We start from the raw sequence: 12,188 nt of genomic DNA, 5'->3' as shown, positions 1-12,188 counted from the left end.
CGCCAGTTCACCGATTCTTTCCCGGAGACAGGCGATTCTGAAAAAATCGGCGTTTTCGACCAAAAGTTCTCTAAGTGCCATAAGGTCCTCCTTCAGTTCTAGAAAATCATTGCGGGCAAAGCGCCGCCAGTCCTCCCGAAACTGCCCGCCACCTTTGGCGTTACCAAGTGATTGAAACAATTTCGCCGCTGAAGACCTCACCAACGCCACTGTTTTGAACAAGCCCTTTCTATGCCCCTCGTCGATCCTCGCCGCCTCCAGCAGCCGTTCCAAATCCGAATCCAGCTTTCGCATAAGTCTGGCCGCTTTAGCGAAATCATCCGGGCTCAATTCCAAGATTCTATCCAGATCAGCCAGAAGGGACTCAAACTTGAGCTCGCTAGCCATAATCGCCCAGCTCCCTCAGCCTCTGCTCCACCTGGAAAAGTTTCGTTGCTCTGGTCTCATCTCCAGGAAAATTTGAACCCTTTAGCTCCGCCCTAAGCGCGCGGAGTACCTCAATCTCGGCCGTGAATAACAATCTGAGCAGCGAGGGGACCTTTCCTTCGCGATTGAGGCGTCTCTCAAGAATCGCCTGCCCAATCTGCCACGCTACGGCGATCAAGGCTAACAGCAACTCCAGAATAACCCGACAAGCATTTGGGGCCCATTTTTTAAAAAAGAAAAAATTAACGATCCGGTCAGGCCATTCAACTTAATTTTTAAAACGGTTGGAGGAGCCCCTACCTTATGCCGCGCCGTAAAAAAAGGCCCCCTGACAATATTTAACCACCCAAGTCGATTTAGGTGTGATTGCATGATTGAGGAGATAATAAAATCGGCGCTTACCTTCTTCGTGATCATGGGGCCATTTTCCAGCATACCGATATTTCTCGCGGTGACCAAGTACATGAATCCAAAACAGAAGCTCGCTGCGGCCACACAGGCGATAGTGACCGCCGGCGCCGTTCTCTTTGCCTTTCTCTTTTTCGGCCAGTTTCTTCTCGATATCTTCATGATCGACTTTGCTTCCCTGAGCATCGCCGGCGGCCTAGTTCTGACCATCCTCGGAATCGAGCTGATGCTGTCGCTGTCGATCAGCGGAAAGGGTGAGAGTTCTCCGGCCATCACCCTGCTGGCGACCCCATTGCTCACCGGGCCGGGTGTGATCGTAACCACGATGATCTTCGTGCAGCAACACGGTTATCTGATAACCTCGATCTCGGCCTTGATCTCACTGATGGCAAGCTGGATAATCCTCTGGTTTTCCGGGCACATCAGCCGTGTCATTGGAACCTCCGGCACCGACATCGTCTCCAGAGTTACCGGGCTTTTGCTGACCGCCTTTGCCATCCAACTGATCATCTCGGGAATCAAGACGGCTTTCCTCATACCTTAACTCAACGGGCCAGGTCTTTCCAGATTTTGCCACCAGAGGCTATCAATGCGGCCATCTTTGCCGCCTGGGCGTTAGAGCCCATCACCAAAACTCCTGCGCGTTCGAGTTGTCTCACCTGTTTCTCAAATCCCTGCGGGTCCTGCTTGGTTCCAATCACACAGGCAACGGCGCTGAGATAGCCGCCCGACTCCTCCACGATCCCCTTTGCCTGGTTAACGACCGGTACCAAATCTCCTGCCGGATCGGGGTGCGCCCCCACGCCCAGCAAAACGTCAAACAAAACTACCGCGGTCTCCCAATCTCTCGCCTCCTTCAGCAGCCGCTCGCAACGCGGGGCGAGGTCCACCGCAGGATGACTTCCGATAAAGAGGGGCTCAGCACCAAAATCAACAAAAGCATGCCCCTTGCTGGAATAGGGATCAGGCAATCTGAGCTTAGGCTCCAGCGGGATGTTTGAGTAAACGGTCGCATAGTATCTTCTGATAATCAACATGGCTTCGGTACAAAGGGCCCCGCCGGAATAAAGTCCTCTGATGAACTTCTGTCCGTAGCCAAATCCGCTGTGCTCGGCTTCGGCAATCTTTCTGTATTCTTCCGACATTTTGGCGGGCGAGTCACCCGGCTTCGCTTTTCCGGCCAAGGCCCGTGCCTGCCAAGCGGCCTCCGCCAAAGTGTCCGCGAACATCAGGCCGGATTGGGTGGTAGTCATTTTACCTCCTAAAAAACACACCACGGTGGGCTTTCCCGTTGCCACCGCGGCGTCCAGCACGCGCCTCTGCACGCTGGTGACGGGCTCACGGGAAACCAAGACAATCACCTCCGTGCTGGGGTCCTCTTCCAGAAATTTCAGGGCGGACAACGTGCCTAGGGCGTTAATGCGCTGGGAGAGATCTCTGTTACCAACGCAAAGCGCCTGGGAAACGCCAGCATTGTCGACTAAACTGACGATCTGCTGGATGCCGCTGCCAAAGGTACCGACGATCCCTATGGGCCCGTTCCGCACCTTATTCCAAATACCAAATCCCTCACCGTTCAGAATTGAGGTGCCGCAACTTGGTCCTAGAAACAGCAGCCCTCGTTCCGCGGCGGCTGCCTTGAGATCTAACTCCTCAGTTAAGGACAGCCCCCCGCCCAAAAGCACCACGCTCTTTCCCGCTCTGATGGCCTCTTGGGACTCCTTTAACGCTTGAAGACCTGAAGCGGTTATAACTGCGAGTTCGACCATTCGGCACCCAACAAAATTCTATCCGGCTAATTTAAACACCAGACCCTAAGAAAATATCTTAAACCGATGAGAGAATGGTTTGGGGATTAGAGATGAAATCGTTGCATTACCGGATTGGCAGGATGTTTTTGTGCCGGGCCGACTACCATTCCGAACTCATCGATTCTATAACCGATTTCGCCAAGATGAAGAAAATAAAAATGGCCGTTCTTTCGGTTATCGGGGCGGTCGATGACACCACCATCGCATACTATGATCACGAAAAACAGGAGTATCAAAAAATTGTGTTGAAGAAACCGCTGGAAATCTCAAGCGCCTGGGGAAACGTCTCCATGAAAGACGGCCGTCCTTTTGCGCACGTCCATGCCGTGCTCTCCGACGAGAGGGGAAGGACGATAGCCGGCCACCTCGTCAGCGCCACCGTCTTCGCGGCCGAAATCCACCTCTTGGAGCTAATCGGGAAAAGGCTTGAAAGAGAGCACGATCCGACCACCGGGCTGTCGCTCTGGAGTCTCAAAACATAGGACTGCCCGGACGTTCACTCCGCATACTTGGTGGGATCAGGTATTCCCGCCGCTCGAAAAGCGTTTTTCCTATTCCGGCACGACTCACATCGCCCGCAATGAATTTCCCCTCCGCGGTAGCAGCTCCAGGTCTGCTCCAAGGGCACACCAAGCTCAATCCCCAGCTTCAGGACCTCGGCCTTGCTCAAATCAGCAAGTGGATTCCTAACCTGAAGCTTTGACTCGGTGCCCAGCGCTATCGCCTTGGAGATGGCCGAGACGAACTCCTTCCGGCAGTCGGGGTAAAATCTGGCGTCATCCAGTTGAGGGCCGTAAAAGATGGCCTCGGCGCCGATGGATGACGCATATGCGGCCGCGATCGCCAGCATCACGCCGTTCCGGAAGGGGACGATGATGCTCGGATCAAACTGCCCCGGCATCCGCATGCCGCTATCTGTGAGTGCGGTTACACCCGGGCCATACAGGTCCCTGAGAAAGGAAATGTCAACCACGCGGTGCTCCTTGGCCCCCAAGGCGCGAGCAATTTTTCTGGCGCTCTCCAGTTCTTTGGAGGCGAGCTGACCGTAATTAAAGGACAGGCAGTAAAGCTCGTAACCCTCCTTTTTCGCCACCGCTGCGGCCACGGCGCTGTCAGGGCCACCTGAGAGAAGACAGACGGCTCTCATACCATCCTCACTTGACCCTGAAGGCAAATAAATTGTTTTGAAAAACCACCAGACGCTGGTTAAACTACTTGCGGACGGGGAGGTCGAGGAGAGCGTCCAAATCCTCGGCTATCTCCCGAACGGATTTTAGGACGCGTTGAATGTCCAGCTCAATCTCATCCACCATTTTTTGAAGCGAATGCGACCTAAGCTCCCACCGGTTCCCCTCTTTCAGAACCACGCCCGCCTTCCTCATCCGATTTAGATGGTGGACGATTGCGGTCCGGCTCAGATTTACGTGGTCTGAAATGGCCTCTATCGTCACCGGACCCTTCTTTGACTCGATTAAAAGCGCTCGGAATATCTTCAATGCCGTCTCCGACTTGTCCCTAACGCCGAGCAGCCCTAGGGATTCGCAGAACCATTTCAAATCGCCTTCCAGCGTGCTCTTCGCCGGCTGCTTCATCCCACGGATCGTGATCTCATTCACGTTCTCGCCGGTATAATATACGACCGTTAAATTTAAATACTTTAATGTTTCAATAACTACTTGAAATTGTCATAAAACAAATTAATTAGCGGAGGTGAGGGCCATGTTCTGGATGGATGTCTTCGACGAGATGAGGAGAATGCAGCGGGAAATCAACCGAATGTTCGGAGACTTCTTTGCGAGGCCGATGTTCGTCACGCCGAGAACCCCAACGTGGATGGGTTGGAGAGAACCGCTGATCGATCTCTGGGAGGACGAAGAGAACGTCACCCTCAGGGCAGAGCTTCCAGGAGTGGATAAGGAGGACATCAAGCTCAACGTCACCGAGGACAGCCTCGAGATCAAAGTGCTGAGGAAAAAGGAATCCAAGGCGGAGACGGCGGGTGTCCAGCAAATGGAGAGAAGCTACGGGGGATTCTACCGCTACCTGCAGCTGCCCTGCAGGGTAATCCCAGAAAAGGCCACCGCCACCTACAACAACGGCATCCTCGAGATAAAGATACCTAAGGCGGAAAAGACAAAAAGAGGCTTCGAAGTGAAGGTTCAGTAATCCTTTCTCCCTTTTTCTTTTTTTGAAACCGGTATTTTGAGTCGCTCGGCGCGGCAAACAGTTATTTTAACCTGTTTCTTCTACCCATTACTAAAACAGGGGCAGGTTGGACAAATGCCGCGCGCCTTCATCGCCATTGACATCGACGAGCAGCTGAGGAAGAAGCTGGTCGACATCCAGAGCCAGCTGAAGGACACCGGAGGCGATTTCAAGTTAGTGGAACCTCAGAACATCCACGTAACCCTAAAGTTCCTCGGGGAGATTCCGGACAAAAAAGTCGAAGAAGTCAGCGAAGGGCTCAAAAGGGCCGCTAAGGGGTCTAAAAAGTTTAACCTCGAGGTCAGGGGTATCGGGGCCTTTCCGAATTTAAACTACGTCCGGGTTATCTGGGCCGGAATAGAAAAGGGAAAGGAAGAGATACTGCTCCTGCAGAAAAAGGTAGAGCAAGAATTGCAGAAAATCGGGTTCCGCCCAGAGGGCGACTTCGTTCCGCACCTAACCATTGCCCGGGTGAAATCTGCAAGGAACAAGGAAAAGCTGGCCAGCTTCATCAGGGAAAAATCCGCCGTTGGCTTTGGCACCAGTCCTGTTTCCGCCGTGGAGCTGAAGAAAAGTGTGCTTACCCCCAAGGGCCCGATTTACAGCACTCTGACGCGGGTGGAACTAGAGGATTGATAAAGGCGGCCTGCTACTAAAAAAAGGTCAAACGGAGCCCAACACACCTACCCTTGGGCCAAATTTTTTCACCACGAACCATCGGACGGTAACAACAACCACAGCGTGCTCGTCAAACAGCGATGCGCCAAAATTGAAGAAGCCTTGCGTGTGCTAAATCTGGTTTCCCGAGTTTCCCGGTCTCCTCTCATCGATACCAGGGCAGTTTTCGGGTCAGGTATTCAGCGAGGAATTCGTTAAAGCCCCTCTCCCTAAGGAGCCTCTTCAGACTTTCTCCCTCAATAATTCGATAGCCCTGGGCGATGGATTCCGAGACGTGTTTTCCAAAGGAAATGCGCTGGGCCATCGTGTCTTTAATTAGCGCTAAAGCATCCGTCCACTCCCTTTTGACCTCAAACACGACCCTTCCCGCCGCGTCGACCATCGGCCCGGCCAAGCACTTCCCCGAGCCGAGATGCTCCTGCACGAAATCCTTGGCCGATATGTTCGGCGGAGGTCCCACGCGCGTTTTTACTCCGGGCAACTTGGATACGCTCAGCTCGACGAGAATGACGGATTTGGCGTTGGACCAGACATCGCTGCGCAACACCTCAAACCCCTCCTGCACCAGCCGGGTCACGATGGCCCGCTCCGTCTTGCGGAGCTGAGGATAGAGAACGTCCGGAACCACCAGTGGCGAACGGAAAACGATGCAGAAAAGCTTTGTCCCGCGCCTCCTCAGGATTCTGCCCAGTCCCGCGGGCGTCAGCAGCCTCACCGGCCTCGGAAAGAAGAACCTCAGGCCGGGCTTATCCAAAAAATCCTGGCAGGCACGGACAAATATGGAAAAGTTCTGCAACGAAACCGCGGCGGCGGCGTTGCGGTGGGGATCGACCGGGTCCACCACCACAAGGGGCTGGTTCTCGAAGATCAGCCTCGCCTCCGACTTTTCCGGATAATAGGATAAGATGTCCACAACCTCGCCCGGCACCCACTTGCTCGCTTCCTCGACCAGCCGGCTGAAGGAGCCATAGTGGAGAATCAGGAGCTCGCAGAGATAACCGGAAAATCCCTGCTTCTTCAGCTCGGCCCCGTAGACCCCGCTGCCAGAGGCGAACTGCTTGAGCAGCAGCACCTCGTCGGCCAGCTGAGGTGTGAGCCTTGACTTGACATAGCGCTGGTGATGCGGCGACCGGTCAACCGCGCTCTTGATCATCTTGGGGTCGGTTACGTCAAAGCAAGGGACCAGATCTATATCGAGGCCACGAAACTTCATCGTCACATAGGGGTGTTCGGCAAACTTTTCCTCACCCGCCGGACCGGCCACTTCCCGCGCCACCGCCAGACCTCTCCGCTCCAGCTCCTCGCGGGTGAGCGTCTCCTCAAAGAGAATGAAGACATCGATATCCGGGTCCTGGCGGAGCCAAGTACCCCGGGCCACCGAGCCGACGAGCATGGGCTTGGCCGTGAATCCCAGCTTGGAGATGGCCTCGCTGGTCCGGCGAATCACCTCCGAAGCCACCTCGTCCACGAGCCTTATGTCGGCCGCGGTTGGCTTGACCCGCTTAAGGACCGTTGCCAGAATCTCGGACATTTTCCCCGAGACTGATTCACTGGGGCGAAATAAATTGTTAGCGCCATCAGCCGCAACCAACTGGAACCTGATTTATACTAGAAAATCAAAACAAAAGGGAAGAGGCATGAAGAAATCGTTTGAATCTTTGGTCGAAAAATCGCGATACGCGATGGTGGTCGGGATCGGGGGAGGCGGCGATGTCGTCGGCGCCATACCCACCTCGCGCTACCTCCGCTGGCTTGGAATCCCAACCATACTCGGCGGGCTGACCTGGGAGCGATACGTTAACGACCCGGAGCCCGGCCCGAGGAAGATGGAGGAGATAGTCGACATAGAACTGCTCTCGCCCACGGTGGGTCTGGCCAACGGGAGAACGAGGACAACCAAGGGGGTCCGCTTCACCGAATCCGCCGTTGCCGAGGTCCTTCAGGAGAAAACCGTGCTGATCGACCTGAACCAGGGTGTAAAGGGCGTCGTCGCGGGCCTTAACGGGGCTATGAGAAAACTCGGGGTCGATCTCTTCGTGGGCATAGATGTCGGTGGTGACGTCCTCGGCAGCGGCTCGGAAAGGGGGCTTCACAGCATGCTCGCCGACAGCATGATGCTCTCGGCGATGGCCAACCTCGAGGTGCCAACCGTCTTGGGCGTCCTGGGCTGCTGCATGGACGGCGAGCTGACGCTTGACGAGTTCAACCGGCAGCTGGCGAAGATTGCCAGCTACGGTGGGCTGCTCGGTGCCCGGTGCCTCACCCCCGAGGACATCGAGATCCTGGAAAAGGTGATACCTGAGACCAAGACCGAGTCTAGCCTGCTCGCCGTGAAGGCCGCGCGTGGACTTACCGGAGAAGTGGAGATTCGCGGGGGCCGCTGTAAGGTGATGGTGACCCCGATGTCCGCGCTCACCTTTTACCTAGATACCAAGATCGTCTATGAACACATCAACAAGGTGGCGAAGGACCTGGCCTCAACGACGAGCTTGGACGAGGCCAACGAGATATTGAAGCGGGCGAATCTGCCCAGCGAGCTGGAATTTGAAAGAAGCTTCGCCTGGAAAAGGTATCTGAAGTAGAAGCTCTCCTCCTGATCCGCTGAAAAACGGGTCCAATTTGGGAAAAATTCCAAGGCGTGAAACCAAGACTCCACCACGCTGTCCACGGCCGCGGTCCCGCCGCTTATACCGAGCGATTATTAGGCAATCAAACCAAGTAACTTCTGATCACCATGAGCAACTCCCAACGGGCTTTCACCGGGGCCTTGAGCAGGAATGCGCCGGCCATCAGCTTCATGACACTAGCCTTTCTGATAATCATGTTTCTAAGCACCGCCTACTTTCTGCTGGCATTCGACCGCGAGCAGTTCCTCAATCTTCCCGAGGTCCAGAGATATGACAACCTGTTGGAAAATGTTACCGTGATGGACGAATGGTCGAGGACAAAATTCTACTGGTCGAACAACATCCGGGTCGCCGGCATCTACGCGGCAACCTTTCCGTTCTACACCAGTACCGCCTCCATCCTTATGACCGGCCAACAGATCGGTTTGGCCCTAGTATACAACTATCACCTCTACGGCCCGATCGTCCTGCTGACGTTCCTGGCGGTCATTTTTCTCCACGGGACGCTCGAGCTCACCGGGGCCTTCGTCATCGGGGCGGCCTCACTGCGGCTCGGTTGGGACCTGTGGAAAACTCTGGGAAAGCTCCTGAAAACAGGGAAAGTAAAAATTACCCGGAAGAAGATGGCTGCTGCAAAACAGCGTCTAATCGACTATCTCGCGCTCATCCTTCTGGGCTCAATTCTGATAATTCTGGCAGCTCCGATCGAGGCCTACCTATCACCGAGCGCCAGCGCCTTGTTTCTGTTCTCGCCGTTTCTGGCAATTCTTCTCATCACCGCCGCGATGCTGTTCTTCGCCTCGGTCATAAAAGCGGGATTTTCGGGCATGATTGGCGAGATATCGGTAGTGCTGAAGGAAGTCAGGGAGCCGGCGAGGGGAAGATGGAAGCCGAGCCACCTCCCACTGCTGACCTTCATAATATTCTCCCTGCTGACGTGGCTGGGGCTGCTAATCTGATCCGCACGCTGCTATCGCCAAAATCAAGACGGCATTGCAGTTATTATTAACCGCGATGAAATCTAGGCTTGATAATCATGGAGAAGATAACTCTGGGAAAGCTGCCCAACGTGCTGACGGCAAGGGAACTAATCGACCTCGCCTTCAAAAGGGCAGCCGAGGGGGCAACCAAAGCCGAGGGGACACCGCGAGAGGTAGCCATTGAAAGGGAACGGCAGCGCATAACGATAGCGACGACGACGGTGGCCGAGCACCTCAAGGAGATAGTCGCCGCCTTCCCCTCCCTGGCCAACCTCCCTCCGTTCTACCGGGACCTAGTGGAAGCCATTGAAGGCATCGACGAGCTGAGGAAGGCGCTGGGCGCGATCAGCGGCGGCGCCAGGGTCGTGGACAAAATCAGGCGGGAACAGCTCCGAAGGCTCAAGCTCATCAAATATCCGGCTGAAGCCGCGGCCGTGCGCCGGCAGGCCTACGGCAGGGTTTCCTCGGTGCTGAAGAAATTGGACCGCAGCCTAATCTTTCTGAAAGAGGCCGCCAAGAAGCTCTCGGACCTGCCCGATGTCTACGTTGACATGCCGACCATTGTCATCGCAGGCTATCCCAACGTGGGCAAATCGACCCTGCTGAAGGCGCTGACGGGGTCCACCCCAAAAATCGCCCCCTATCCCTTCACCACCACCGGGCTGCAACTGGGCTATTTCGAACACGGGCACCAGCGCTACCAGGTCGTCGACACTCCGGGATTGCTGGACCGGCCCCTGGAAAAGAGAAACAAGGCCGAGCGGCAGGCGATCACGGCCCTGAAAAACCTCGCCCGGACCATCGTCTTCGTCATCGACCCCTCCGAGACCTGTGGCTATCAGCTTGAGGACCAACTACGCCTTCTGGAGGACCTGAGGAAGTCTTTCCCCGAGACCAGATTTTTAGTGGTGGCAAACAAAACCGACTTACTCAACGAGGAAAAAATAATCGAACTGCGGAAAACACATCCTGACATCCTATTTCTCACCGCAAACACTGGAGAGGGTGTTGATACCCTAAAACAGGAATTGGTCTAGGCCACGTCCGCCAAGGGCAAAATTCAAAGCTTGTAGCCAATCTTCCTGAGGAACTCCTTTCGCCAGGCCACGTCTTTTTCGGCCTCAATTCCCCTGCTCTTCAATCCGTCCACGACACCCAGAATTCCGCGGCCCTGCTCGGTTTCAACCAGAATGACCTGCAACGGGTTAGCGGTGGCGGCAAAAATGCAGCAGACCTCCTGTACCTCCTTAATCCTGTTTAAGACATTTATCGGGTAGGCGTCTTTAATCAAGATCAAGAGGCTGTGTCCGGCTCCAAGCTCAAGCGCCTTTTTTGCCGCAAATTCCTCGAGTTCCGGATCTGTGCCGCTGTGCCTGACCAAGCAGGGCCCGCTTGACTCGCAGAAGGCCAGGCCAAATTTCAGGCCCGGGATGGAAGTCACCAGCGCCTCGTGCACATCCTCAACCGTCTTGATGAAGTGCGACTGAGCGAGGATCAGGTTGCAGCCCTGAGGAGGAACCAGTTGCACTATTTTTAGCTCCAAATGCTCTCCCCCGGTCAAACTAATCTCTATCGTCCTGCTCTTAAAAATGTCCTGAGTCCCCCGAAAACCGCCTCATCCCTAAATCACTAAATATCTCGCCAGCCGAACATTATGCCGGGGAAAGATGAAAATCAGCCTCAGCGCCGGCAGAGGGCAACATCGGGTGCTGCTTTCTCTCCTGCCTGCCGGGAAAGACCTCGTGGCGGTGATATCTGGGGGAAACCGGCCACACGTGGGGTCGGTGGCGGTGGCAATTCCAAGGCCCAGCCTCAAGAATCCCGCTAGGCTGAGCGCCACCTCATCAACCTTCACCTTGGTGGGGCACAAGGACGACGAGATCGCCAAGGAAGCTTCGGAGGAACTGGCCAGAGAACTGAACCGCGTCGTCGTGGTATCTGTTGGCATCCATCTGAGCAACGCTAGCGAGACCGATATCCAGAAGCTCATGCAAAATGCCAAACGGGTGGTTGAAAAAGCGATAACCGTGCTGAAAAACCGTGAAACTAAAACTGTGCCCTAATCCGATCTGGCTAAAATTTTTCCCACGAAGGTCGCCAACACGATCAATCCGAGCCAGAAAATGAGGTCCATCTGCAGGGCCGAGATGTCGACCCTCCAGGGAGCTGCCGGCGGCCCAATTATCGTGCTGTAGGTGTGGGTGGCCCAGGTGAGGGGAACTCCGTAATCCACGTGCACGTAGTCGGGCCACTCGTAGTAGAAACCCCAGGTCAGGCAGAAGAAGGCGAGGATGGCTAGAACCAGCGCTGAAATGGTCGGGATGAATTTTCTCATACGGCCACGAATGAAGTTAACTTTTTGAACTCTTAGCTTTAACCCGGAGCCCATTAAAGTCGCGCTGGAGGACATCGGGAAAGAGGTTTAAAAGAATGGCGTGGGAAGGGTTAACGGTGGGAAAACGACGATGCCCGCGGAGATTGCCTGGTTGGTGCCCATCATCGCATCCTTCATCATCGGCCTGCTGGTCGGGGCCATCGTTAAAAAGGCCTTCAACCTCATGGTGCTCCTGATCGCACTCATCATCGTCCTCGTCGCCACCGGGGCGCTGAGCCTGAGCTTCCATGATCTGTTTGACAAGGCCATGGAGATCCTTCCCAAGCTCTACGAGGCGGGGAGCGGGTGGCTCAACGTGCTGCCCTACTCATCGGTGGCCTTCCTCCTCGGGCTGGCGATAGGGCTCTGGAAGGGATAAAGGCGATCAATGAGCTTTTCGACAGACGGATTGAACACCAGAGGATAAAGAAATATGGCGAGCACTCCAAGATAAGGACGGCGATAAGGGAGGAGCCGGTAAAGCTGGCGCAGTATCTGAGGGGGGAGAAAGAAAATTACGATGCTGTTGGGGTTATTCTATGAAAAGAAAAATAGCTATTCTAGGAATAATTACGATTGCTCTTTTCGTGTCTTTTCTTGCTGGATTTTACTATTCTACCGTCAAAAGTCCGTTAAGGGCCTCGGAAGATGCGAAAAAGATAAAAAATTTAAAAAGTAA

General features: G+C 54.8%; 18 protein-coding genes. 10 read left to right on the top strand and 8 right to left on the bottom strand.

Features of this window, described 5'->3' with window-relative positions; translation table 11 throughout:
- The coding region (locus ACP5PX_RS06335) for a hypothetical protein (protein ID WP_428085085.1) at positions 1–387 on the bottom strand (387 nt) is incomplete at its 3' end.
- Positions 380–604: a hypothetical protein gene (locus ACP5PX_RS06330; protein ID WP_428085083.1), complete on the bottom strand. Its 225-nt coding sequence runs from the start codon at positions 602–604 to the stop codon at positions 380–382. The genes ACP5PX_RS06335 and ACP5PX_RS06330, both read right to left, overlap by 8 nt.
- Before the next feature lie 192 nt (positions 605–796).
- Between ACP5PX_RS06330 and ACP5PX_RS06325 the strand changes: the two genes are divergently transcribed.
- Positions 797–1,378 carry a MarC family protein gene (locus tag ACP5PX_RS06325; RefSeq protein ID WP_428085081.1) on the top strand — a complete coding sequence of 194 codons (582 nt, stop codon included), beginning with the start codon at positions 797–799 and terminating at the stop codon, positions 1,376–1,378.
- A gap of 1 nt (position 1,379) precedes the next feature.
- Here ACP5PX_RS06325 and ACP5PX_RS06320 read toward each other — a convergent pair whose 3' ends face one another.
- The gene (locus tag ACP5PX_RS06320) at positions 1,380–2,603 is read right to left on the bottom strand and encodes an acyl-CoA synthetase FdrA (protein ID WP_428085079.1); all 1,224 of its coding nucleotides are present in this window, start codon (positions 2,601–2,603) and stop codon (positions 1,380–1,382) included.
- A gap of 92 nt (positions 2,604–2,695) precedes the next feature.
- On the opposite strand from ACP5PX_RS06320, the gene ACP5PX_RS06315 reads away from it, so the two are divergent.
- Complete coding sequence (locus tag ACP5PX_RS06315) at positions 2,696–3,127, top strand: PPC domain-containing DNA-binding protein (protein ID WP_428085078.1); 432 nt, start codon at positions 2,696–2,698, stop codon at positions 3,125–3,127.
- A gap of 14 nt (positions 3,128–3,141) precedes the next feature.
- On the opposite strand, the gene queC is transcribed toward ACP5PX_RS06315, so the two are convergent.
- Together queC and ACP5PX_RS06305 are read right to left on the bottom strand one after the other, a co-directional pair.
- Positions 3,142–3,792 (bottom strand): 7-cyano-7-deazaguanine synthase QueC, encoded by a 651-nt coding sequence (gene queC / locus ACP5PX_RS06310; protein ID WP_428085076.1) that lies wholly within the window; start codon positions 3,790–3,792, stop codon positions 3,142–3,144.
- Positions 3,793–3,856: 64 nt separating this feature from the next.
- Complete coding sequence (locus tag ACP5PX_RS06305; protein ID WP_428085074.1) at positions 3,857–4,261, bottom strand: winged helix-turn-helix domain-containing protein; 405 nt, start codon at positions 4,259–4,261, stop codon at positions 3,857–3,859.
- A 103-nt stretch (positions 4,262–4,364) separates the two neighbouring features.
- On the opposite strand from ACP5PX_RS06305, the gene ACP5PX_RS06300 reads away from it, so the two are divergent.
- Both ACP5PX_RS06300 and thpR read left to right on the top strand, forming a co-directional pair.
- Positions 4,365–4,811: an Hsp20/alpha crystallin family protein gene (locus ACP5PX_RS06300; RefSeq protein ID WP_428085072.1), complete on the top strand. Its 447-nt coding sequence runs from the start codon at positions 4,365–4,367 to the stop codon at positions 4,809–4,811.
- Positions 4,812–4,925: 114 nt separating this feature from the next.
- Positions 4,926–5,486 (top strand): RNA 2',3'-cyclic phosphodiesterase, encoded by a 561-nt coding sequence (gene thpR / locus ACP5PX_RS06295; protein ID WP_428085070.1) that lies wholly within the window; start codon positions 4,926–4,928, stop codon positions 5,484–5,486.
- 187 nt (positions 5,487–5,673) lie between these two features.
- Here thpR and cca read toward each other — a convergent pair whose 3' ends face one another.
- Complete coding sequence (gene cca, locus ACP5PX_RS06290; protein ID WP_428085068.1) at positions 5,674–7,059, bottom strand: CCA tRNA nucleotidyltransferase; 1,386 nt, start codon at positions 7,057–7,059, stop codon at positions 5,674–5,676.
- A 106-nt stretch (positions 7,060–7,165) separates the two neighbouring features.
- On the opposite strand from cca, the gene ACP5PX_RS06285 reads away from it, so the two are divergent.
- The 3 genes from ACP5PX_RS06285 (at position 7,166) to ACP5PX_RS06275 (ending at position 10,172) form a co-directional block, all read left to right on the top strand.
- On the top strand, positions 7,166–8,110 hold the full coding sequence (locus tag ACP5PX_RS06285; RefSeq protein ID WP_428085066.1) for a DUF1152 domain-containing protein: 945 nt from the start codon (positions 7,166–7,168) through the stop codon (positions 8,108–8,110).
- Positions 8,111–8,262: 152 nt separating this feature from the next.
- Positions 8,263–9,114, top strand: a complete 852-nt coding sequence (locus tag ACP5PX_RS06280; protein ID WP_428085064.1) for a stage II sporulation protein M — start codon at positions 8,263–8,265, stop codon at positions 9,112–9,114.
- A gap of 77 nt (positions 9,115–9,191) precedes the next feature.
- Positions 9,192–10,172, top strand: a complete 981-nt coding sequence (locus ACP5PX_RS06275) for an NOG1 family protein (protein ID WP_428085062.1) — start codon at positions 9,192–9,194, stop codon at positions 10,170–10,172.
- A gap of 23 nt (positions 10,173–10,195) precedes the next feature.
- Here ACP5PX_RS06275 and ACP5PX_RS06270 read toward each other — a convergent pair whose 3' ends face one another.
- Positions 10,196–10,678 carry an adenosine-specific kinase gene (locus ACP5PX_RS06270; protein WP_428085060.1) on the bottom strand — a complete coding sequence of 161 codons (483 nt, stop codon included), beginning with the start codon at positions 10,676–10,678 and terminating at the stop codon, positions 10,196–10,198.
- 124 nt (positions 10,679–10,802) lie between these two features.
- On the opposite strand from ACP5PX_RS06270, the gene ACP5PX_RS06265 reads away from it, so the two are divergent.
- On the top strand, positions 10,803–11,198 hold the full coding sequence (locus ACP5PX_RS06265) for a proteasome assembly chaperone 4 family protein (protein WP_428085058.1): 396 nt from the start codon (positions 10,803–10,805) through the stop codon (positions 11,196–11,198).
- Here ACP5PX_RS06265 and ACP5PX_RS06260 read toward each other — a convergent pair.
- Positions 11,195–11,470, bottom strand: a complete 276-nt coding sequence (locus ACP5PX_RS06260) for a hypothetical protein (protein WP_428085056.1) — start codon at positions 11,468–11,470, stop codon at positions 11,195–11,197. The genes ACP5PX_RS06265 and ACP5PX_RS06260 overlap by 4 nt on opposite strands.
- A 130-nt stretch (positions 11,471–11,600) precedes the next feature.
- On the opposite strand from ACP5PX_RS06260, the gene ACP5PX_RS06255 reads away from it, so the two are divergent.
- Positions 11,601–11,888, top strand: coding sequence for a hypothetical protein (locus ACP5PX_RS06255; protein WP_428085054.1), 288 nt, complete (start codon positions 11,601–11,603; stop codon positions 11,886–11,888).
- On the top strand, positions 11,816–12,052 hold the full coding sequence (locus ACP5PX_RS06250) for a hypothetical protein (protein WP_428085087.1): 237 nt from the start codon (positions 11,816–11,818) through the stop codon (positions 12,050–12,052). The genes ACP5PX_RS06255 and ACP5PX_RS06250 overlap by 73 nt, the downstream gene beginning before the upstream one ends.
- Positions 12,053–12,188: the final 136 nt, after the last annotated feature.

This window comes from Hadarchaeum sp. (SeqCode) (assembly GCF_049969415.1).
GTDB lineage: Archaea > Hadarchaeota > Hadarchaeia > Hadarchaeales > Hadarchaeaceae > Hadarchaeum.
Note: the sequence above shows the minus strand (reverse complement) of the source record. Positions and strands in the feature narration are given on the sequence as shown.